A 21,963-nucleotide genomic window follows, 5' to 3' on the forward strand; every position below is an offset into this window, starting at 1 on the left:
ATCAACCAGATCTGCCGGGATCGACGGCAATTCCCTCAGGGGAGGTTTCTTCTTTGTGGCCATACATGTGCTCCTTGAGCGGTATGTTAGGCCTCAAACACAAAATTTATGACACTCCCATCGATGATGGGTTACGTGCGGCATACATCCGTGTGCTCAGGCCTATCGGGACGCACTCCACCCATCCTACGACGACGAACACCCCCACCCACCTCAATCGTCAACCGCCACCCGCCAACCGGCAACCGGCAACCGCCGACCGGCGGTCGTAGGATGGGTGAAGCGCGGCAAGTCCGGCATTAGAACGAGCACGTGCATCGCGCGTAACCCATCGTAGAGGCATACGTCGAAAGGGTTCACGTGCGCAATGCGCCCAGAATCCCACCAGCATCCTCACGCCGCAAGACACCGACAAGGGACAACCCCGCAAGTCATCCCCAAACCCAAACCACCCCAACCGAAAAACACCCACAACGCCCCCACACGCGAAGCGCCAAAAGCCTCAACGCAAGACAACGCGTACGCTCCCAAAGGCCGCCCGCGCGGCCGGCCGGGAGCGGGCCCCGCAAGACCTTCCACCCCTCCCCGCCGTGGAGAAGAACCCTAAGCACACCGCCCTCCCCAGCGACCGAGAAATTGCGCTCAACGGAGTCCGGTGGGTTGGTGGCCGGTGGGGCGCGGGGCGTCGATAAGCCCGAGGGAATCTGAAGGCAGCCGCCGTAGGCGGCAACGAAGATGACGACGGGGCAGTCCGGAGCGAAGGCTCCGGACCGCAATCGTTGACCCGCGCCCCACCGGCCACCAACCCGCCGGGCGTCTCAAGAACCACAACCGCCATCACACCACCAATAACAACCACTCCATCAAGCCGCCCGCACCCCAATCGCCACCACCCTCGCACTGAACTCCCTCAGCAACTCCTCCCGCTTCCCAGCCACCTTCTCCATCGCCGCCTCCTTGATATGTCCGTAGCCCCGGATCTCCTCCGGCAGCCCCGCTAACGTCACCGCCTTTTCCAGATTCCCGCGGTTCAATTTCGACAAGATCGCCGTCATCGTCTCCCGGTACTCCCGGATCAGTTCGCGTTCCGCGCGCCGTTCCGCCGTGTAGCCGAACACATCCAGCCGCGTCCCCCGCAACCGCCGCAACTTCGCCAGCACGCCGAACACCTTCAGCATTCCCGGTCCGTAGCTGCGCTTGATCAGATGGCCTTGCTTGTCGCGTCGGGAGAACAGCGGAGGAGCCAGGTGAAAGCGCAGTTTCCAATCACCTTCGAACTGCTCGCCGACTTTCTTCACGAACTCGCCGTCCGAATACAGCCGCGCCACCTCGTATTCGTCCTTGTAGGCCATCAGCTTGAAGGCGTTGCGCGCCACGGCCATCGCCAGGCGGTTCGTTCCCGTGGCTTCCTGTTCCGCTCGGGCCACCTTGTCCACCAGGTCCGTGTACTGCTTCGCGTAGGCCTCGTTCTGGTATTGCGTCAGGAACGCCTTGCGCACCGCCACCAACTGCGCCAATTCGCCAGCGGGTTTCTTCAGTTCGGTCACGGGTGCGGCGCGCGGGCGTTTGATTTCGATGATGTCTTCGGGCGGGGCAATCGGCATGCCGCCGTTGGCCAAGATCCGCATCACATCGGCCATGTCGTGCGCGGCGCGGCGGCCCCAGGCGAAGGCGGCCTGGTTGTTCGCCACTTGCTGGCCGTTGAGCTCGATCGCGCGCAGCAGCGCCTCTTGCGACAGCGGGATCCAGCCCTTCTGGTACGCGTAGCCCATCATCAGGGGGTTGGCGTAGATGGCGTCGCCCAGCAGCACCACCGCCATCGCGGCCGCGTCCACCGTGTGCAAGTTCTCCTTGCCGCAGGCCGCCTGCAGGTCGGCGGTCAGGTTGGCGCCGGGCAGCGTCCAATCAGGATTCGAGACGAAAGCGGCAGTGGGCGCGTTGTCGCGGTTCAGCAGCGCGCGGGTGCGGCCCGGGCGCAGGCGCGCCATGCTGTCCGCGCTGGTGGCAACCACCAGGTCGCCCGCCAGCAGCAGGTCGGCCTCGCCCATGGCAACCCGTGTATTCATCAGGTGCTCGGGCGATTGCGCCAGCACCACGTGCGAATACACGGCGCCGCCCTTTTGCGCCAGGCCGGCCATGTCCAGCACCGAACAGCCCTTGCCTTCCAGGTGCGCCGCCATGCCCAGCAATTGGCTGATGGTGACGACGCCCGTGCCCCCCACGCCAGCGATGAAGACGCCGTAGGGCTGATCCAGCGCGGGCGCGCGCGGGGCGGGCACGGCTTCGTCGATGCCCCCTTCCTGCGACAAGGCCTTGGGCTTTCTCAGCTTGCCGCCTTCCACCGTCACGAAGCTGGGGCAGAAGCCCTTCAGACAGGAGAAGTCCTTGTTGCAGCTGGATTGGTTGATGGCACGCTTGCGGCCGAATTCGGTTTCCAGCGGCTCCACCGACAGGCAATGCGACTTCTGCGAACAATCGCCGCAGCCTTCGCAGACGCGTTCGTTGATGACGACGCGGCGCGCCGGGTCAGGATAGGCGTTGCGCTTGCGGCGGCGGCGCTTTTCGGTGGCACAGGTCTGGTCGTAGATCAGCACCGACACGCCAGGATGCTCGCGCAGTTCTCGCATCACCGCGTCCAGTTCGTCGCGGTGCATTACCGGCACGCCCGGCGCCAGGTCGGTGACGTCGTTGTACTTGTCGGGGTCGTCTGTCACGACGACGATCTTGTCGATGCCTTCGGCGGCCATCTGGCGGCTGATCATCGGCACGCTGATCGGGCCATCGACGGGCTGCCCGCCCGTCATGGCGACGGCGTCGTTGAACAGGATCTTGTAGGTGATAGGCACCTTGGCTGCCACGGCGGCGCGGATAGCCAGCAGCCCGGAATGGAAGTACGTGCCGTCTCCCAGGTTGGCGAAGACGTGCTTTTCCTCGGTGAACGGCGCCTGGCCCACCCAGGGCACGCCCTCGCCGCCCATCTGCGTGTAGACCTCGGTGTTGCGGTCCATCCACCGCACCATGTAGTGGCAGCCGATGCCCGCCATGCCGCGCGAGCCTTCGGGCAGGCGGGTCGATGTGTTGTGCGGACAGCCCGAACAGAACCAGGGCTTGCGCTCTTCGACGACGCGCGGGCGCGCCAGGGCCTGGTCGCGACCGCTGATGAAATCCAGCCGGGCGAGGATGCCGGCGCGCACGTCCTCGGGCAATTCAAACCGCAACAGGCGCGCGGCGATCGCCTTGGCGACCATCGCCGGAGAAAACTCGTAGTGCGCGGGCAGCAGCCAATTGCCTTGCGGGACCGACCATTCGCCGCCGTCCTTGTCGTCGAACTTGCCGGCCACGCGCGGAATCTTCTTGCCGCTGCCGATCCAGCTGAACAGCTCTTCCTTCAACTGGTATTCCAGCACCTGGCGCTTTTCCTCGACGACCAGGATCTCGTCCAGGCCTTCGGCGAACTGCTGCATGCCAGTGGATTCCAGCGGCCACACCATGCCCACCTTGAACAGGCGCAGGCCGATGCGCTGGCAGACGGCTTCGGACAACCCCAGGTCGGACAGCGCTTGGCGCGTGTCCAGATACGCCTTGCCGGAAGTCATGATACCGAAGCGCGCATCACGCTCGGGCACATGCCAAAGTTGGCGATTAAGCTTGTTGGCGCGTGCGTAGGCCAGCGCGGCGTATAGCTTATAGTCGAGCAGCCGAGCCTCTTGCTGCAGCGGCGTGTCCGGCACCCGGATGTTCAGGCCGTCGGCCGGCATCAGAAAGTCTTCGGGCAGCTGAATGCGCACGCGGTGCGGGTCTACATCCACCGAGGCCGACACTTCGACGATGTCGGTGATGCATTTCATGCCCACCCATACGCCGGCGTAGCGGCTCATCGCCCAGCCGTGCAGGCCGAAATCCAGCACTTCCTGGACGCTGGCCGGAAACAGCGCCGGGATCATGCAGGCCTTCAGGATATGGTCGCTTTGGTGCGGCAGCGTGGAGGACTTGGCCGGATGGTCGTCGCCCGCCACCACCAGCACGCCGCCGTGGCGCGAGGTGCCGGCCGCATTCGCGTGCTTGAAGACGTCGCCGCAGCGGTCCACGCCGGGGCCTTTGCCGTACCACATGCCGAACACGCCGTCGTACTTGGCGCCGGGAAACAGGTTGACCTGCTGCGACCCCCACACGGCGGTGGCGGCCAGGTCTTCGTTGATGCCCGGTTGGAACTCGACGTGGTGGGCCTTGAGGTACTTGGCCGCCTTCCACATGTTCTGGTCCACGCCGCCCAGCGGCGACCCTCGGTAGCCCGACACGAAGCCCGCCGTGTTCAACCCCGCCCGCACGTCCCGCACGCGCTGCATCATCGGCAGGCGAACCAGGGCGTGGATGCCGCTCATCCACGCGCGGCCGGATTCCAGGGTGTATTTGTCGTCCAGCTGGACGGATTCAAGCGCGGCGCGCAAGGCGGGCGGCAGGGGGGCATTCATGTCTCGACTCCAAGATCTGGATGCCCCCACCAGCTTCGCGTCGCGCGCCATGCGCGCCCGCGGGCCAACAAGGGCCGTGAAAGTGAAGTGATGGCGCTTTCGCGCTCTAGGTAGGGCCTGGCAACACCCAAAAGCGCGTCGCACAGGCTCTTAGTTGTAACCGGTCGCCCCGACCCCGGCAATAGGGCGATGCGATAATGAGCGCCATGGAATTCGCCCCTCGTATCGTCGCCTGGCAGCGCCAGCATGGCCGCCATGATCTGCCCTGGCAAAACACGCGTGACCCGTATCGGATCTGGCTGTCCGAGATCATGTTGCAGCAGACGCAAGTGGCCACCGTGATCCCCTATTACGACCGCTTCCTGCAACGCTTCCCGGACGTAGCCGCGCTGGCCGCCGCCGCCCAGGAAGACGTGATGCCGTACTGGGCCGGACTGGGCTACTACGCCCGCGCCCGCAACCTGCACCGTTGCGCGCAGGAAATCGCGCGCGACTGGAACGGCCGCTTCCCGCCCACCGCGGAAGCCATCGCGACCCTGCCCGGCATCGGCCGGTCCACGGCGGCGGCGATTGCGGCGTTCGCCTACGGCGAGCGTTCGCCCATCCTGGACGGCAACGTCAAGCGCGTGTTCACGCGCCACTTCGGCATTGCCGGCGATCCCGCCAAGCGGGAAATCGAAACGCGGCTATGGGCGCTGGCCGACGCCCAGGTCGAGGCGGCCCCCGGCCTGGACATGGCCGCCTACACGCAAGGGTTGATGGATCTGGGCGCCACGCTGTGCACGCGCGGCAAGCCCGCTTGCGACAAATGCCCGGTGGCCGACAGCTGCGTCGCCCGCCGCGAGGGCCGCCAGGCCGAACTGCCCACCCCCAAAGTGCGCCGCGCAATACCGGAACGCGAGACCTGTATGTTGGTGCTGCAACACCAAGGGGCTTTCCTGTTGCAGCAACGGCCCGAACCCGGCATTTGGGGCGGCCTGTGGAGCCTGCCCGAATTCGACGTGGCGGGCGACCCCGACGCCGCATCGCGCGCGCTGGGCCTGGAGCCCGAACAACGCTTTGAACTGGCCGCCTTCGCCCACACCTTCACGCACTACCGCCTGCACATCCGGCCATGGCTGGTGCCTGTGCGCGCAGCCAGCCTGCGCGAATCGGCGCTGCCGGAACGCTGGGTCCATGCGGATAAGCTGGCATCCATGGCGCTGCCCGCGCCGGTCAAGAAGCTGCTGCAGGGGCTGGTGGACGCGGGGATGCAGGACAGCTTGTTCCGCGACTAGGCCTCGGCCTGCGCCGCCCCGCTCAGCAGCATCACCAGCTTCAGGTCCGGATGGGTCGCCAGCCGGAACGTGATCTGCTGGAAGGCCAGCTTGCCGTCCCGGGGGTGCTGGAATTCACGCAACCCCCCCTCGCGCTCCACCACGGCGTGGCGCGTCCACCAATGGGCGAACACGGGGCTCTGGCGGCTTAATGTGTCCAGCAGGCCCAGCACCGCTGGTTCGTCCAGGTGTGCGCCGGCGTCCGCGCGAAACTCCGCCACGACGCGGCGGGCGCGCTGGTCCCAATCCACCACCAGTTCGCGCGCGGCCGGGTCCATGAAGATGTAGCGCAGCAGGTTCGGTTCGGGGTCGCGCGTGGGCCAGTCGTCGAACAGGTCGCGCAACGGCTCGTTGTAGGCCAGCACGTTCCAGGCGCGGTCCAGCACGTAGGCGGGCGCGTCGATGGCGTTCACGCATTCCTGCAGCGGACCGGGCGCGGCACCCGCGTCGTCGCGCGCGTGTTGCGGGTCGGCGCAGTCGGCCAGGTCGAACAGGTAGGCCCGCTCGGCGCGGGCCAGTTGCAGCACGCCCGCGATGCGTGACCAGACCGAGGGCGACACCGAAACTTCCCGCCCCTGCTCGATCCAGGTGTACCAGGTGACGCTGATGCCGCACAGTTGGGCGACTTCTTCGCGCCGCAGCCCCGGCGTGCGGCGGCGCATGCCTTCGGGCAGCCCGGCCATCTGGGGGGTGATGCGGGAACGGGCGCTGCGGACGAATTCGCCCAGCGCCTGTCGGCGCAAGGGGGAACCGTCCTGATTGGCGGCGCCGGCAAGGGGGGAAGTAGTCATACCAGGATAAGCAATGGGCTTGTACGTGTATACGGGCCCGCCTATCTTAGCGCCTGCACCCGTTGTTCCGTACCCAGCCCCTTGAGGATATCCATGACCGCCAGTACCCACGACGCCGCCGTCGACCGTCAATTCAGCCCCCGCGCCACCGCCTACCTGACCAGCGCCGTCCACGCCCAGGGCGAAGACCTGCAGCAAATGGCCGGCATTGCGCGCCAGCACCCCGATGCGCGCGTGCTGGACCTGGGCTGTGGCGGCGGCCACGTGAGCTTTCACGTCGCGCCCGAAGTCCGCCACGTCACCGCCTACGACCTGTCGCAGCAGATGCTGGACGTGGTGGCGGCCGAAGCCGCCAAGCGCGGCCTGGCCAACCTCGTCACCTGTCAGGGCAAGGCCGAATACTTGCCGTTCGCCGACGGCGAATTCGACCTGGTGATGTCGCGCTATTCCACCCACCACTGGCAGGACGCCGGACGCGGCCTGCGCGAAGCCTTCCGCGTGCTCAAGCCCGGCGGCATCGCCGTGTTCGCCGACGTGGTCTCGCCCGGCGAGCCGCTGCTGGATACCTGGCTGCAGACCATCGAAGTGCTGCGAGACACCTCGCACGTGCGCGACTACTCGGTGGCGGAATGGACGCGCATGCTGACCGAAGCCGGCTTCACCCTGCAAGGGCTGTCGCCGCGCCGCCTGCCGCTGGAATTCCAGACCTGGGTTACGCGCATGCGCACGCCGGACACGCTGGTGGCGGCGCTGCGCCACATGTTCGGCATTGCGCCGGACGTGGTGCGCGCGCACTTCGACGTGCAGGAAGACGGCTCCTTCACCAGCGACACAGCCACGATCGTGGTGAAGAAGCCGGGCTGATCCGATCCCGGATCAGCGGGGTGTGGCGGCTGCCAGCGCGGCCAGCGCGCCGGCCACGCCCTGGCTGCGCAAGGACTGCGCCGCCTGCGCCACGGCCCGCACGAAACGCGGGTCCTGGCCCAGATCCCCGAACACCGGCGCCAGGCTCGTCATCGACCCGGCCCAGGCCAACATCGCCGCCGGCCCCTCCCCCGATCGCTGCGCCGCCTGTTCCGCCAACGCGTACTGCTGCGCCAGGCGGTCGGCCATGGGGTCCTGGATCTCGTAGCGGCGTCCCGCCTGATCCACGCCCCGCAAGAAGTGCAGCCACCCCGCCACGGCCAGCGCCAGGCCGGGTATGGGCAGATCCGCCGTCAGCCGCGCGCGCACGGTGTCCAAGAGGCGCTGCGGCAGCTTCTGCGAGCCATCCATCGCAATCTGCCGGGTCTGGTGCTTGAGCGCCGGGTTCTGGTAGCGCTGCAGCAAGCGGGCTTGATACTGCGCCAGGTCCAGGCCCGGCAACGCCGGCAGGGTCGGCACGATCTCGTCGCCTATCAGCGCGGCCAGATAGGCTTTCAAGGCAGGATGGGCCATCGCCTGGTCCACCGTCTCCCAGCCGGCCATCACCGACAGATAGGCCAGCGCCGAATGCGCGCCGTTGACCGTGCGCAGCTTCAGCGTTTCGAAGGGCGCGGCCTCGGCCACGAAGCGCGCGCCGCCCGCGGTCCAGTCCGGCCTGCCGGCGGCAAAGCGGTCTTCCATCACCCATTCCAGATACGGCTCGGCCAGCACCGGCCATGCATCGTGTGCGCCCAACGCATCGGCCACCGCGCGACGGTCGTCGTCCGTCGTGCGGGGCACGATGCGGTCCACCATCGAACACGGAAACGCGCAGGACGACGCGATCCATGCCGCCAGGGCGCGGTCGACCTGCTCGGCAAACGCCAGCACCATGCCGCGCAGCAGATGACCGTTGCTGGGCAGGTTGTCCAGCGACATCAGTGTGATGGGTCCAAGCCCCGCCGCGCGCCGCTGTTGCAAGCCCCACGCCAGAAAGCCGATCGTGCTGCGCGGGGCCAACGGCTGCCCCAGGTCGTGCACGATGTCGGGGTGGTCCAGGTTCAGCCGGCCACTGGCCGGATCATGGCAATAACCCTTCTCGGTCACGGTGACGCTGACGATGCGCGTGTCCGCATGCGCGATGCGCGCCAGCACCGCCTGCGGATCTTCCGGCGCGACCAGGGTTTCCAGCAGGCAGCCGATGACCGCGACGTGCTGGCGCGGTTGGCCCGCTGCATCGGCGCTGCGCAGGGCCAAGGCGTACAGCCCGTCCTGCGGCGCCAGCGCATCGCGCGTATCGGCCTGGCGCAGCGAGACGCCGCAAATGCCCCAGCCGCGATCCGCGCCGGCATGCAGCGCGGCTTCGTTGACCGCCGCCAGGTGCGCGCGCGCGAACGCGCCCAGCCCCAAGTGCACGATGCCCGCGCGCAAGGCGGCCCGGTCATAGCCGGGGCGCGCCACCGTGTCCGGCAGCGCGGACAAGCCCGCGGGCGACAGGCGCGCCGCGCCGGCGGCTACCAGTTCCATAGCGTCCCGTCCTGCTGCAAGCGGTTCACCGGCAGGTAGGCGCGCTTGTACGGATACTTGGCGGCCAGCTTCTCGTCGATGTCGACGCCATGGCCCGGCACGTCGCCGGGATACAGCATGCCCTGGTCGAACGTATAGGCGTGCGGGAAAACGGCATCCGTCTCATCCGTGTGGCGCATGTATTCCTGGATGCCGAAGTTGGGCACCCACAGGTCGAAATGCAGCGCCGCGCCCATGCAGACGGGCGACAGGTCGGTGGCGCCGTGGCAGCCGGTGCGCACCTGATATAGCGACGCCAGGTCCGCGATGCGGCGCAGGTGCGTGATGCCGCCCGCGTGCACCACGGTGGTCCGGATGTAGTCGATCAGCTGGTTCTGCACCAGGTCCTTGCAGTCCCAGATGGAATTGAAAATTTCGCCCACGGCCAGCGGCGTGGTGGTGTGCTGGCGGATCAGGCGGAACGCCTCCTGGTTTTCCGCCGGCGTCGCGTCCTCCATCCAGAACAGGTTGTAGGGCTCCAGCGACTTGCCCAGGCGCCCGGCCTCGATGGGCGTCAGGCGGTGGTGCACGTCATGCAGCAGGTGGTGGTCGAAGCCCAGCTTTTCGCGGATGCGTTCGAACAGCTGCGGCGTGTGGCGCAGATACTTCTCGGTGGACCAGTCGTGCTCGCTGGGCAGGTCGGCATCGGCGGGTTCATAGAATAGATTCCCGCGGCCCACGCCGTAGACCTTGTCCAGGCCCGGCACGCCGCTTTGCGCGCGGATGGCACGGTAGCCCATGTCGGCGTAGCGCAGCACTTCGTCCACCGTGTGCTCGATGTCCGACCCGTTGGCGTGCCCGTAGACCATCACGCCGCTGCGGCTCTTGCCGCCCAGCAGCTGATACAGCGGCAGGCCGGCCGCCTTGGCCTTCAGGTCCCACAGCGCGGTGTCCACCGCAGCGATGGCGGTCATGGTGACCGGCCCCCGGCGCCAGTACGCGCCCTTGTAGAGGTACTGCCAAATGTCTTCGATCTGGTGTGCGTCCCGCCCGATCAGGCAGGGGATGACGTGTTCGGTCAGGTAGGCCGACACGGCCAGCTCGCGTCCGTTCAGGGTGGCGTCGCCGATGCCGGTCAGCCCCTGGTCGGTCTCGATTTTCAAGGTCACGAAATTGCGGCCCGGCGAACAAACGATCACGCGTGCGTTCGTAATTTTCATTTTAGATTTCCGTAGAGACAGGAAAAGGTCTTAGGCCCCGTTGATGCCAAAAGGAGCCCCGTTCAGGCCCTAGCCTTCCCAGCCCAGATGGCTGAGGAAGTCGCGGGTGCGGGCGACTTGCGGGTTGTCGAAAATCTGCGTGGGCGGGCCCTGCTCCAGGATGGCGCCGTTCTCGAACACCACCACCCAATTGGCCACGCGCCGCGCAAAGCTCATCTCGTGGGTCACGACGATCATCGTCATGCCTTCCTGCGCCAGCTTCTTCATCACGTTCAGCACTTCGCCCACCGTTTCCGGGCCAAGCGCCGACGTGGGTTCGTCGAACAGCATCACTTCGGGTTCCATCGCCAGCGCGCGGGCGATCGCCACGCGCTGCTGCTGGCCGCCGGACAGGTTGGCGGGAAAGTTGCCCGCCTTGGCAGCCAGACCCACCTTTTCCAACAGCCCCATGGCGCGGGCGCGCGCCGCCTCTGGCGCCATGCCCAGCACCGTGATCGGCCCCATCGCCACGTTGTCCAGCGCAGACTTGTGCGGGAACAGCTCAAAGCTCTGGAACACCATGCCCATGCGCTGGCGCACGCGGCGCACCTCGGATTCGGATTCCGGCAACGCCACGCCGTCTAGCAACACGCGCCCGCCATCCAGTTTTTCCAGCGCGTTGGTGCAACGCAAAAGCGTGGACTTGCCGGAACCGGACGGGCCGATCAGGCACATCACCTCGCCCTTGTTCACTTGCAGCGACACGTCGGCCAACGCCACGAAATCGCCGTAGACCTTGCGCACGTGTTCATAGACCAGCACGGGCGGCTGGTCCGCGCCCTTGCGCGCGGCCGACGCCGTGCGCGCCGTGGCCGGCTCTTGCTCCAGGATCATGTCGTTCATTCCTTGACTCCGTATTTGCGATGGATCCAGTCGACCAGCTTGGCCTGGGGATAACCCATCAGCCAATAGATCACCGCCATCGCGGTCAGCATTTCCAGCACGCGGAAGCTCTGCGCGCGCACCTGCATCGAGGCGTAGGCCAATTCGCTTACCGCGATCACCGACACCAGCGACGTATCCTTGAACAGCGAGATCCAGGTGCTGGCCAGCACCGGCAGGATGCGGCGCCCGGCCTGCGGGATCAGCACCTTGAACATGGCCTGCCGGCGCGACATGCCCATCGCCAGCGCGGCTTCCATCTGCCCCTTGCGAATCGAATTGATGCCGGCGCGGAACGTTTCCGAGTTGTAGGCCGACACGTTCAGCACCAGCGCCACCAGCGCCGTGGTCACCGCCGAGAACTGCACGTCCAGCGCCATGGGCATCACGTAGAACGCCCAATAGATCACCAGGATCAGCGGCAGGTTGCGGAAGAACTCCACGATGGCGACGGCCACGCCGTTGGCCAGCCGGTTCGACGACAGGCGCATCAGCGCCAGCACCATGCCGCCGGGCACGGCAAGCGCCATCGTCACCACCGTCAGCATGATGGTCATCGCGGCGCCTTGCAGCAGCGCGTCGCGCGAATCCCAGATGATTCCCCAGTCCAAGTTCATGAGCGCCCCAGGTGTGCGTAGCGTTGGTACAGCCGGTCCACGCCGCGGGTGACCGGGAACAGGATCACGAAGTACGCCACGATGACGGCGGTGAAGACTTCGATGGGCCGATAGCTCTGGCCCGCGATGGTCTCGGCCTTGTGCATCAGTTCAGGCACCGCGATGACGGTGGCGATGGCCGTGTCCTTGATGGCCACCGTCAGCACGGAGCCGAAGGCCGGCAGCATGCGGATGGTGGCTTGGGGCAGGATGATCTTGCGCAGCGCCTGGGCGCGCGACATGCCCAGCGCCAGGCCCGCGCGCATCTGCCCCGGCCGCACCGATTCGATGCCGGCGCGGATCACCTCGGCCGAGTAGGCCGCGATGTGCAGGGTCAGCGCCACCAGCGCCGCCCAGAAAGGCGCGAAGTTCACGCCGGCCAGCAGCGGGAAAGCGAAGTAGATCCAGACCAGCACCACCAGCACGGGGATGGCGCGCATGCTGTCGATGTAGAACACCAGCAGCCCGCGCAGCCAGCGGGGCCCATACAGGCGCAGCAGCGCGATCACGAGGCCCAGCAGGATGCTGGACACCGCCGTGACCGCACTGAGCGCCACGGTGACGCCGAGGCCGCCGGCGAAGAATCGCCAGTTCTCGACAAGCGGGGAAAAATCGAAATCCATGAAGTCTCCGGGGGACTAAGGGCGCGTCAGAACGTCACCATCACTTTCATGGCCTGGTGGCGGTCGGCCGCCAGCGCGAACGCGTCGTGCACGCGGGCGACCGGCACCGCAGCCGTCAGCAGCGGCGATACGTCGAGCACGCCGCGGCTCAGGTAGTCGACGGCCCAGGCGTATTCGTCGACGAAGCGGAAACTGCCGATGACCGACAGGCTCTTGACCATGATCTGGTTGAAAGGGCATTGCTCGCTGCTGCCACTGAGCGTGCCCACCGTCACGATGACGCCGCGCGGCCGCGTCGCGCGGATGCAATTGGCCAGCCCGGCGTAGTTGCCGGAGGCCTCGAAGCACACGTCAACCGAGCCCTTGCCCGCAGCCAGTTCCTCGATGGCGCCGGGATCGCGGGCGGCATTAATGGTGCGGGTGGCGCCCACGCGGCTGCAGGTGGCCAGCGTCTCGTCGACGATGTCCACCACGATCGCCTGGCTGGCGCCGGCCAGCCGCGCCGCCATCAGGATAAGCGCGCCGATCGGCCCGGCGCCCACCACCATCACCGTCTTGCCCAAGAGGCTGCCCGCACTCTGCACCGCATGCAGCGCCACGGCCAGCGGCTCGCCGAACGCCGCCAGCTCGAACGACAGGCTGTCCGGCACCGGCAGGCACTGCTTTTCCTGCACCACCACCTGTTCGCGCATCGCCCCCTGCATGTGCGGATAGCGGCTGGCGCTGCCGAAGAAGAACACGGCCTCGCAATGGTTGGAGTCGCCCTGGCGGCAATAGCGGCACACCCCGCAGGTGCGCGCCGGATCCAGCGCCACGCGGTCGCCCGGGCGGACGGTGGTGACGGCGGCGCCCACTTCCAGCACCTGCCCCGACGCCTCGTGTCCCGGCGTCAGCGGTTCGCGGATGACGAAGTCGCCCACTTTGCCGTGGCGGTAATAGTGCAGATCGGACCCGCAGATGCCCACGGCCTTGACACCCACCCGCACTTGCGTGGGGCCCAGCGCCTCGGGCTGCTGTTCGTCCAGGCGCAGGTCCTGGGCGCCATGAATTGCGCAGTTCAACATGGTGGCCGCCTTATTTCAGGGTTTGGGTCATGCGGAGCTCTTCAGCCGCCAGTTCCGGATGCATGCGCGCCTCCACCTTGCGCAGCCAGTCCAGATAGACGGCCTGATCCTTGGCGACACCCATGCCCGCGTCGATCGCGAAGATCTTGCTGTCCTGGCAATCGTTCTCTTTGGGGAACACGGCCAGGCCCTTGACCTTCTTGCTGATGTTGGGCCACAGCATGCGGTTCAGCGGCGCCACGTCCGAACGGCCGGCCAGCACTTCCTCGATGGGCGCGACCGAGCCCGAGTTCGTCACGCCGCGCAGCTTGGCGTTGGGAAAGTTCTGCAGCACCAGCGGCTCTTCGCCCGCGCCGGAGAAGTAGGCCATCGTGATGCCGGGCTGGTTGAAGTCCTCGACCTTGGTGGCGTTCGTGAATTTCGGATTCGACGCCAGCCCGAACATGCAGACGCTGGTGTTGGAAAAGGTCACGAAATCGATGATCTTGGCGCGCTCGGCGTTCTGGTTCAGCGGGCCGATCATGATGTCCATCTGATTGGCGATCAGCGCGGGCACCTTGGTTTCGTGGCTGACCTGCACGGGCACAATCTTCACCTCCAGCAGGCGCGCGAACTCCTTGCCCAGCAGCCACGACGACCCCATCCACGGTTCACCCGACCCGGTGGTGTTCTGCACCAGCCAGGGCGGGTTGTTGACCACGCCGACCCGCAGCACGCCCGCCTTGCGGATGGCGTCGATGCGGGGGCTTTCGCCAGGCGCGGGCGGCGTCTGGGCCTGCGCCGTGGCCGCGCCCGCCAACAGCGCGGCGGACAGGAACAGGCGGGCGGCGGGAAGGCGCGAGGAAAATCGGGGTTGCATGCAAAGTCTCCTAAAGGGAACCCGGCCGTCTGCCGCCGATGGCGGCACGCCCGGTACCGGCGTGTTCAAGCACCGGCGGTATCGCCAGATCCGCACGCGCCAGGCGCGTGCCGGTTGAAAAGGGGAATGGCCGGACGGCCTACTGGGTCTGTTCGATGATGCGCATTTCGTCAGCGTCCAACGCGGGCTTCATCGTTGCCGCCACCTGCCGCAGCCAGGCCAGGTAGTCGGGTTGGTTCTTGTCGATGGCCAGGCCAACGGGCGAGGCCTTTTCCGTGCTTTGCTGGCAATTGGCTTCGGCGGGAAACACCACCAGGCCGCGCACCTTGTGGGCGAGGCCCACCCACGGCACGCGGTTGATCGGCGCCGCGTCGGCGCGCTTGGCCATGATTTCTTCGATGGGCGCAGTGGCGCCGGAGTTGGCGACGGCGCGTAGCCGCGCCTTGGGAAAGCGCTCTTTCACCCAGGCCTCTTCGGCGCCGCCCGTGAAGTAGGCGATGGTGATGTCCGGGTGGTTCAGGTCTTCGACGGTCTTGGCGCGGGCCAGCTTGTCGTTGCCCGCGCGGCCGAACATGCAGACGCTGGTGGCCGAATACAGCACGAAGTCCACCACCTTCAGGCGCTCGGCGGTCTCGGCCAGCGGGCTGATCGTCATGTCGACTTGATTGGCGGCCAGCACGGGCACCTTGGTCTCGTGCGACACGGGCACGGCCGTCAATCTGACGCCAAGCTGCCTGGCGTATTCCTTGGCCAGCAGCCAGGCGGGGCCGCTCCACGCTTCGCCGCTTTTTCCGGACAGGTCCTGAATCAGCCAGGGCGCGTTCTGCAATACGCCCACGCGAAGCTCGCCCGACTTGCGGATGGCGTCGATGCGCGGGCTCTGCCCCGCCGCCGGAAGGCCGGCCGCCGTGGCGCCGCCTTGGGCGGATACCGGCAAGGACATCGCCAGCACCGCAGCCGCTGCCCACCGGGCCAACACGCGGCTCCCCTTGTTCTGTTGCTGCATTGCTTGTCTCCTGAACTTGAAAAGCCCGGATCCGGGGCGCGGTATCTTCCGCGCTCTGCCGAGGGGCCGCCTGCCGTACTGCCCTGCGTTACCGCGTCACCGCCACCCCTGCGCGAATTCGCCGATCACGCGTTCAAGGTGAGCGCGCATCGCCTGCCGCGCAGCCTGCGCGTCGCCCGCCACCAGCGCGCTGAAAATGCGCTGATGGTCTTCCTGCGACGCCTGGCGCAGATCCTGCGTATGGAAATGCTGTTCGATCTTTTCCCAGATCGGCCCCTGGGCCTGATCCCACATCGACGTCACCGTGGCCAACAGCACGCTGTTGCCGGTGGACTGCGCGATATACAGATGAAAGCGCCGGTCGGCCTCTTCGTTGGCCGCCTTGTCCATCATCTGCTCGCGCATCGTCGTCAGCGCTTCGAAGATGCGATCCAGATCCGCGTCGTTGCGGGTCGTGGCCGCCAGCGCGGCGATTTCGGATTCGATCAGGCAACGCGCGCGCAGCAGCTCGAAGGGTCCCGCGCCGGCTTCCTGGGTGGCCGGCAAGCGAGCAATGCCGGGCTTGGGCTCACAGACGTAGATGCCCGACCCGCCCCGCACTTCCACGACCCCCTGCAGCTCCAGCGCGATGATGGCTTCGCGCAGCGCGGTGCGGCTGACGTCGAAACGCTCGGCCAGCGCACGTTCGGCCGGCAAGCGCTTGCCGACGGCGAATTCGCCTTGCGCCACCAGGGCCTGGATCTGGGCGGCCAGCCGCACATAGGCGCGGTCCGCCACCGGCTTGCTGGCCGGTTCTTCGGGTTTGGGGATCAGTTGCAGTGTCATGGATCTTAAAAGTGGTTAGACCAAATCATAAGTGGTTTACCAATTTCCACCATAATGGTTTACCACTATCGAAGTGGTAAACCATCGTTGCATAAGGTGGGGCCAAGGCGACGGCCGGGCTCGACAGCGGCGGCAGGAACCCTGTATAGATGGCGGTCCAACAGCATTCATCCGTACAGGAGAGAAAGCGCCGTGCCAGAGACGTCCCAACAGACATTGTCCGCCAAGCCCCGGCCGCGCCCCGCGGGCGACGACGCCCTGACGGCGCTGACCGTCGCCGAAGCCGCCGCCCAGATCCGCGACGGCCGCCTCACCAGCGTGGCGCTGACCCAAGCCTGCCTGGACCGCATTGACGCCCACGGCGTGCTCAACGCCTTCATCACGGTGGACCGCGACGGCGCGCTGGCGCAGGCCCGCGCCTACGACGCCGGGCAACGCCCAGGGGGTCAGGCTGGGCCGCTTGGCGGCGTGCCCATCGCCATCAAAGACAACATCCACGTGGCCGGCCTGCCCAACACCGCCGGCACCCCGGCCTTGAAGCACTTCCGCCCTGCCGAGGACGCGCCCGTGGTGCAGCGCCTGCGCGCCGCCGGCGCCGTCATCGTGGGCAAGACCCACATGCACGAACTGGCCTTCGGCGTCTCGGGCTACAACACCGCCTTTCCCGGTGCGCATGGCCACGGCACGCGCAACGCGTACGACAGCACCCGCATCGCCGGCGGCTCGTCCTCGGGCAGCGGCGCAGCCGTGGGCGCGCGCTTAGCGCCCGCCGCCCTGGGCACCGACACGGGCGCGTCCGTGCGCCTGCCCGCCGCGGTCAACGGCGCCGCGGGCTTCCGGCCTTCGGTCGGCCGCTACGACGGCGCGGGCATCACGCCCATCTCGCACACCCGCGATACGCCGGGGCCCATCGCCAACAGCATGCAAGACATCGTGCTGCTGGACGCCGTGCTGGCTGGCGACGCGCAAGCGCTAACACCCCTGCCGCCCTCGGGCGTGCGCCTGGGACTGGCGCGCTATTTCTGGGCCGACCTGGAACCGTCCGTGCGCAGCGTCATGGATGCCGTGCTGGCCAAGCTGCGCGAGGCCGGCGTGCATCTGGTGGACCTCGACATGCCAGACCTGCCGGCCGTCAACGCCGCGGTCGGCATGCCGCTGTGCCTGTATGAGCAAAAGCCCGACCTGACCGCGTACCTGCAGCGCTACGGCACGGGCGTGAGCTTCGACGACGTGGTGGCGCAGATATCCAGCCCCGACGTCAAAGCCATTTTCGACGGATTGATCGTGCCTGGCGTACTGCCCACGCCCGATGGCCAGGTCCTGGCGCTGCAACCGCTGTACGAACGCGTCATCGCCGTCCAGCGCGACGAACTGATCGAGGTATACCGCCGCGCCTTCCGGGAACACGGCCTGGACGGCCTGCTGTTTCCGACGCTGCCCATCCTGCCGATGGCCGCCACGCCCGAGGCCAGCAGCTTCGAAAGCTTCAGCCGCCTGGCCCGCAACGTCGACCCCGGCAGCAACGCGGGCCTGCCCGGGCTGAGCGTGCCGGCGGGCCTGTCGCCGGAAGGCCTGCCGGTGGGCCTGGAGATCGACGGACTGCCCGGCGACGACCGTAAGGTGCTGGCGATCGGCGTGATGATCGAAGACGTGCTGGGGCGCATCGCGCCGCCTGCGCGCTAAGCCTGCCCGCATCGGGTGGCGGCGCAAAAAAAACCGGCCGACTGGCCGGTTTTTTCATCGCACGCTGCGCGGGCGCATCACCCCAGGTTGGGGGCCAGCGTCCGCTTCAGGTCTTCGATGGTCCGTCCACTGCGCTTGGCGTAGTCTTCCAGCTGGTCCTCGCCAATCACGCCCACGTTGAAGTACTGCGACTCCGGGTGGCTGAAGTAAAAGCCCGACACGCTGGAGGCCGGGTACATCGCGTAGCTGTCGGTCAGCATCATGCCGATGTCGCCGCCGTCCAGCACGCGGAACATGTCGGTCTTGACCACGTGCTCCGGGCAGGCCGGATAGCCAGGCGCGGGGCGGATGCCCACGTACTTCTCAGCGATCATGTCTTCGTTGGACAGGGCCTCGTCGGGTGCGTAGCCCCACAGGTCCTGGCGGACGCGGGCGTGCAGGCATTCCGCGAAGCCTTCGGCCAGGCGGTCGGCCAGCGACTTCAACATGATGCTGGAATAATCGTCCAGGGCACGCTCGAATTCGGCTTCCTTCTTCTCGATGCCGATGCCCGCTGTGACGGCGAACATGCCGATGTAGTCCAGCTTGCCCGACGACTTGGGCGCGATGAAGTCGGACAGCGACTTGTTGCTGACCCCTTCGCGCTTGGCGCCCTGCTGACGCAGGTTGCGGTACGTGAACAGCACTTCGCTGCGCGTCTCGTCCTTGTAGATCTCGATGTCTTCGTCGTTGACGCTGTTGGCCGGGTAGAAGCCGACCACGCCGTTGGCGGTCAGCCAGCGGCCTTCGACGATGCGCTTCATCATGGCCAGGCCGTCGGCGTAGACCTTGCGCGCCTGTTCGCCCACCACCTTGTCGTCCAGGATCGCGGGGAAAGGCCCGAACAGGCTCCAGGTCTGGAAGAACGGGCCCCAATCCACGTACTTCACGATCTCGGCCAGGTCGTAGCTCTTGAACGTGCGACGGCCGATGAACTTCGGACGCGGCGGCGTGTAGTTATCCCAGTCGATCGCCGGGCGCGAGGCGCGCGCGTCCGCCAGCGGCAGGATCGGCGTGGCCTTGCGGTTGGCGTGGCGGCGGCGCACTTCCTCGTATTCCTGGGCCAGTTCGGCCAGATACGTTTCCGACTGCTCCGACATCAGGTTGGTCGCGACGCCCACCGAACGGCTGGCATCCGGCACGTAGATGACCGGGCCTTCGTAGTTGGGCGCGATCTTCACGGCGGTGTGCACGCGACTGGTGGTGGCGCCACCGATCATCAACGGCAGCTTGCGGCTGCGGAAGTATTCGTCGCGCTGCATTTCGCTGGCCACGTACGCCATTTCTTCCAGGCTGGGCGTGATGAGGCCGGACAGGCCGACGATGTCGGCGTTTTCTTCCTTGGCCTTTTCCAGGATCTGCGCGCAGGGCACCATCACGCCCATGTTCACGACTTCGAAGTTGTTGCACTGCAGGACGACCGACACGATGTTCTTGCCGATGTCGTGCACGTCGCCCTTGACCGTGGCGATGACGATCTTGCCCTTGGCGCGCACATCGCCGCCGGCGGCCGCGATCTGGCGCTTTTCCTCTTCGATGAAGGGGATCAGGTGGGCCACGGCCTGCTTCATGACGCGGGCGGATTTCACCACCTGCGGCAGGAACATCTTGCCTTCGCCGAACAGGTCGCCCACGACGTTCATGCCGTCCATCAGCGGGCCTTCGATCACTTCGATCGGGCGGCCGCCACGAGCGAAGATCTTCTGGCGCACTTCTTCCGTGTCTTCCACGATGAAGGCGGTGATGCCGTGCACCAGCGCGTGCGACAGGCGTTTTTCGACTTCGGCGTTACGCCAGGTCAGGTCTTCTTCGCGCTTGGCGCCCGAACCCTTGACCGTGTCGGCAAACTGCACCAGGCGTTCGGTCGGCGTGCGCTCGTCGTCGGCTTCGGTCTTGCCCACCGGCTCGGCCCGGTCCAGCACCACGTCCTCGACCAGGTCGCGCAGCTTGGGATCCAGGTCCGCGTACACGCCCAGCTGGCCGGCGTTGACGATGCCCATCGTCATTCCTTCCTTGACCGCGTAGTACAGGAACACGGTGTGAATGGCCTCGCGCATCGGCTCGTTGCCACGGAACGAGAAGCTGACGTTGGACACGCCGCCCGAGATGCGCGCGTACGGCAGGTTGTCGCGGATCCAGCGGGTGCCTTCGATGAAGTCCACCGCGTAGTGGTTGTGCTCGTCGATGCCGGTGGCGACCGCGAAGACGTTCGGATCGAAAATGATGTCTTCCGGCGGGAAGCCTTCTTCCTCGACCAGGATCTTGTAGGCGCGCGCGCAGATTTCCTTACGTCGTTCCAGCGTGTCGGCCTGGCCCAGTTCGTCGAACGCCATGACGACCACGGCGGCGCCATAGCGACGGCACAGCCGCGCATGATGGCGGAACGGCTCCAGCCCTTCCTTCATCGAAATGGAGTTCACCACCGGCTTGCCCTGCACGCACTTCAGGCCGGTCTCGATGACCTCCCACTTCGAACTGTCGATCATGACCGGCACGCGGGCGATGTCGGGCTCGGAGGCGATCAGGTTCAGGAAGCGGTGCATGCAGGCCACCGAATCCAGCATGGCCTCGTCCATGTTGATGTCGATGATCTGCGCGCCGTTCTCGACCTGCTGGCGGGCAACGGCCAGCGCCTCGTCGTACTTTTCCTCGCGGATCAGGCGGGCAAACATCTTGCTGCCCGTCACGTTGGTGCGTTCGCCCACGTTGACGTACAGCGTCTCTTCGTCGATGTTCAGGGGTTCCAGGCCCGACAGGCGGGTCTTGACCGGAATGTCCGGCACGATGCGCGGCGTCAGCGCGGCGACCTTATCCGCGATGGCGCGGATGTGGTCGGGCGTCGTGCCGCAACAGCCGCCCGACATGTTCACCAGCCCGGCGCGCGCGAATTCCTCAAGTAGCGCCGACGTGTCCGCCGGCGTTTCGTCGAAGCCCGTTTCGGCCATCGGGTTGGGCAGGCCGGCGTTGGGGTACACGCAGACATAGGTGTCGCAGATCTTGGAGAGCTCGGCCACATAGGGGCGCATCAGCGCCGCGCCCAGCGCGCAGTTCAGGCCGATGGTGACCGGGCGCGCGTGGCGTACCGAGTTCCAGAAGGCTTCCACGGTCTGGCCCGACAGGATGCGGCCGGACGCATCGGTCACCGTGCCCGAGATCATCACGGGCAGGCGGATGCCGCGCGCCTCGAACACTTCTTCGGTGGCGAAGATGGCGGCCTTGGCGTTCAGCGTGTCGAAGATGGTTTCGATCAGGACGATGTCGATGCCGCCGTCCAGGAGGCCGTTCAACTGTTCGATATAGGCCACGCGCAATTCGTCGAAGGTGACGTTGCGGGCGCCCGGGTCGTTCACGTCAGGCGAGATCGATGCCGTCTTGGGCTGCGGGCCCAGGGCGCCGGCCACGAAACGCGGCTTGTCCGGCGTACTGAATGCGTCACAGGCCTCGCGGGCCAGCTTCGCGGAAACCAGGTTCAGTTCGTAGGCCAGTTCCGGCAGGTCGTAGTCGCCCTGCGCGATCGTCGTGGCGCCGAACGTGTTGGTCTCGATGACGTCGGCGCCCGCTTCCAGGTATTGGCGGTGGATCTCCGAAATCACGTCGGGCCGCACCAGCGACAGCAGCTCGTTGTTGCCCTTGACGTCCTTGCCGTGGTCGGCGAAACGCTGGCCGCGGAAGTCCGCCTCGCCCAGCTTGTAGCGCTGGATCATGGTGCCCATGGCGCCGTCCAGGATCAGGATGCGCTTGCCCAGCAGGCGGGCGAATTCGCCGCCTTGGGTATAGGCTTCGGGCGGGTACGGCAGGCGGGGATACGACACGGGCAGGTCCGGCTATAGGTTGGCTTCAGTGGCGAAGATGTGGCTAAAACGCCAAAACCACTGGAAAAACAAGCCCTGATCGTAACAAAACCGGCCCCCTCGCGCCCTCCGGTGATACAGTTTCGGCCCCGAACCGGTGCTTTCGGCGCATCGGGCTTGCAAGAACGCAACACTTGCCAGCCGCGCGCGAAAGGTAAACGGGAAACAGGAAGACGGCCCCCGGGCCGCCGCGCCGCCCACAAGGCCGCGTGGCACGCCCCCGCCGTC

At 66.7% G+C, this 21,963-nt stretch carries 15 protein-coding genes; 3 read left to right on the forward strand and 12 right to left on the reverse strand.

Annotation, left to right across the window (positions count from 1 at the left end; translation table 11 throughout):
* Positions 1 to 863: 863 nt before the first annotated feature.
* Positions 864 to 4,472, reverse strand: a complete 3,609-nt coding sequence (locus tag CEY09_RS27065; RefSeq protein WP_088590972.1) for an indolepyruvate ferredoxin oxidoreductase family protein — start codon at positions 4,470 to 4,472, stop codon at positions 864 to 866.
* Positions 4,473 to 4,669: 197 nt separating this feature from the next.
* Between CEY09_RS27065 and mutY the strand changes: the two genes are divergently transcribed.
* A complete protein-coding gene (gene mutY / locus CEY09_RS27070) occupies positions 4,670 to 5,749 on the forward strand; it encodes an A/G-specific adenine glycosylase (RefSeq protein WP_088590973.1) in 1,080 nt (359 codons plus the stop codon).
* On the opposite strand, the gene CEY09_RS27075 is transcribed toward mutY, so the two are convergent.
* Positions 5,746 to 6,579 carry a helix-turn-helix transcriptional regulator gene (locus CEY09_RS27075; protein WP_088590974.1) on the reverse strand — a complete coding sequence of 278 codons (834 nt, stop codon included), beginning with the start codon at positions 6,577 to 6,579 and terminating at the stop codon, positions 5,746 to 5,748. The genes mutY and CEY09_RS27075 overlap by 4 nt on opposite strands.
* Positions 6,580 to 6,672: 93 nt before the next feature.
* Here CEY09_RS27075 and CEY09_RS27080 point away from each other — a divergent pair, with 93 nt between their 5' ends.
* Entirely contained in the window at positions 6,673 to 7,443 is a 771-nt protein-coding gene (locus tag CEY09_RS27080; protein WP_088590975.1) for a class I SAM-dependent methyltransferase, read from the forward strand.
* Positions 7,444 to 7,455: 12 nt separating this feature from the next.
* Here the strand turns inward: CEY09_RS27080 and CEY09_RS27085 are convergent, their stop codons facing one another.
* The 9 genes from CEY09_RS27085 to CEY09_RS27125 form a co-directional block, all read right to left on the reverse strand.
* Positions 7,456 to 9,009, reverse strand: coding sequence for a mannitol dehydrogenase family protein (locus CEY09_RS27085; protein WP_088590976.1), 1,554 nt, complete (start codon positions 9,007 to 9,009; stop codon positions 7,456 to 7,458).
* Complete coding sequence (manD, locus tag CEY09_RS27090; RefSeq protein ID WP_006227995.1) at positions 8,997 to 10,208, reverse strand: D-mannonate dehydratase ManD; 1,212 nt, start codon at positions 10,206 to 10,208, stop codon at positions 8,997 to 8,999. The genes CEY09_RS27085 and manD overlap by 13 nt, the downstream gene beginning before the upstream one ends.
* A gap of 69 nt (positions 10,209 to 10,277) precedes the next feature.
* Positions 10,278 to 11,090 carry an amino acid ABC transporter ATP-binding protein gene (locus tag CEY09_RS27095; protein ID WP_088590977.1) on the reverse strand — a complete coding sequence of 271 codons (813 nt, stop codon included), beginning with the start codon at positions 11,088 to 11,090 and terminating at the stop codon, positions 10,278 to 10,280.
* Positions 11,087 to 11,746, reverse strand: a complete 660-nt coding sequence (locus CEY09_RS27100) for an amino acid ABC transporter permease (protein ID WP_006227993.1) — start codon at positions 11,744 to 11,746, stop codon at positions 11,087 to 11,089. The genes CEY09_RS27095 and CEY09_RS27100 overlap by 4 nt, the downstream gene beginning before the upstream one ends.
* On the reverse strand, positions 11,743 to 12,408 hold the full coding sequence (locus CEY09_RS27105; RefSeq protein ID WP_088590978.1) for an amino acid ABC transporter permease: 666 nt from the start codon (positions 12,406 to 12,408) through the stop codon (positions 11,743 to 11,745). Before CEY09_RS27105 ends, CEY09_RS27100 begins: the two co-directional genes overlap by 4 nt.
* A 26-nt stretch (positions 12,409 to 12,434) precedes the next feature.
* Complete coding sequence (locus tag CEY09_RS27110; RefSeq protein ID WP_088590979.1) at positions 12,435 to 13,472, reverse strand: L-idonate 5-dehydrogenase; 1,038 nt, start codon at positions 13,470 to 13,472, stop codon at positions 12,435 to 12,437.
* Between the two features lie 10 nt (positions 13,473 to 13,482).
* The gene (locus tag CEY09_RS27115; protein WP_006227990.1) at positions 13,483 to 14,331 is read right to left on the reverse strand and encodes a transporter substrate-binding domain-containing protein; all 849 of its coding nucleotides are present in this window, start codon (positions 14,329 to 14,331) and stop codon (positions 13,483 to 13,485) included.
* Between the two features lie 139 nt (positions 14,332 to 14,470).
* A complete protein-coding gene (locus tag CEY09_RS27120) occupies positions 14,471 to 15,337 on the reverse strand; it encodes a substrate-binding periplasmic protein (protein WP_088590980.1) in 867 nt (288 codons plus the stop codon).
* 96 nt (positions 15,338 to 15,433) lie between these two features.
* Complete coding sequence (locus CEY09_RS27125; protein WP_088590981.1) at positions 15,434 to 16,162, reverse strand: FadR/GntR family transcriptional regulator; 729 nt, start codon at positions 16,160 to 16,162, stop codon at positions 15,434 to 15,436.
* Between the two features lie 216 nt (positions 16,163 to 16,378).
* On the opposite strand from CEY09_RS27125, the gene iaaH reads away from it, so the two are divergent.
* The gene (gene iaaH / locus CEY09_RS27130; RefSeq protein ID WP_088590982.1) at positions 16,379 to 17,845 is read left to right on the forward strand and encodes an indoleacetamide hydrolase; all 1,467 of its coding nucleotides are present in this window, start codon (positions 16,379 to 16,381) and stop codon (positions 17,843 to 17,845) included.
* A gap of 77 nt (positions 17,846 to 17,922) precedes the next feature.
* On the opposite strand, the gene metH is transcribed toward iaaH, so the two are convergent.
* Positions 17,923 to 21,696, reverse strand: coding sequence for a methionine synthase (gene metH, locus CEY09_RS27135; RefSeq protein ID WP_088590983.1), 3,774 nt, complete (start codon positions 21,694 to 21,696; stop codon positions 17,923 to 17,925).
* Positions 21,697 to 21,963 lie beyond the last annotated feature (267 nt).

Origin of the sequence: Achromobacter marplatensis (assembly GCF_002209535.1) — a bacterium.
GTDB lineage: Bacteria > Pseudomonadota > Gammaproteobacteria > Burkholderiales > Burkholderiaceae_B > Achromobacter > Achromobacter marplatensis.

Excerpts from the sequence above, each read along its gene's own strand:
- CEY09_RS27110 (WP_088590979.1), bottom strand. The coding sequence starts at position 13,472 with ATGTTGAACTGCGCAATTCATGGCGCCCAGGACCTGCGCCTGGACGAA.
- CEY09_RS27065 (WP_088590972.1), bottom strand. The coding sequence starts at position 4,472 with ATGAATGCCCCCCTGCCGCCCGCCTTGCGCGCCGCGCTTGAATCCGTC.
- CEY09_RS27105 (WP_088590978.1), bottom strand. The coding sequence starts at position 12,408 with ATGGATTTCGATTTTTCCCCGCTTGTCGAGAACTGGCGATTCTTCGCC.
- manD (WP_006227995.1), bottom strand. The coding sequence starts at position 10,208 with ATGAAAATTACGAACGCACGCGTGATCGTTTGTTCGCCGGGCCGCAAT.
- CEY09_RS27095 (WP_088590977.1), bottom strand. The coding sequence starts at position 11,090 with ATGAACGACATGATCCTGGAGCAAGAGCCGGCCACGGCGCGCACGGCG.
- CEY09_RS27075 (WP_088590974.1), bottom strand. The coding sequence starts at position 6,579 with ATGACTACTTCCCCCCTTGCCGGCGCCGCCAATCAGGACGGTTCCCCC.
- CEY09_RS27115 (WP_006227990.1), bottom strand. The coding sequence starts at position 14,331 with ATGCAACCCCGATTTTCCTCGCGCCTTCCCGCCGCCCGCCTGTTCCTG.
- mutY (WP_088590973.1), top strand. The coding sequence starts at position 4,670 with ATGAGCGCCATGGAATTCGCCCCTCGTATCGTCGCCTGGCAGCGCCAG.
- CEY09_RS27085 (WP_088590976.1), bottom strand. The coding sequence starts at position 9,009 with ATGGAACTGGTAGCCGCCGGCGCGGCGCGCCTGTCGCCCGCGGGCTTG.
- CEY09_RS27080 (WP_088590975.1), top strand. The coding sequence starts at position 6,673 with ATGACCGCCAGTACCCACGACGCCGCCGTCGACCGTCAATTCAGCCCC.
- CEY09_RS27125 (WP_088590981.1), bottom strand. The coding sequence starts at position 16,162 with ATGACACTGCAACTGATCCCCAAACCCGAAGAACCGGCCAGCAAGCCG.
- CEY09_RS27120 (WP_088590980.1), bottom strand. The coding sequence starts at position 15,337 with ATGCAGCAACAGAACAAGGGGAGCCGCGTGTTGGCCCGGTGGGCAGCG.
- CEY09_RS27100 (WP_006227993.1), bottom strand. The coding sequence starts at position 11,746 with ATGAACTTGGACTGGGGAATCATCTGGGATTCGCGCGACGCGCTGCTG.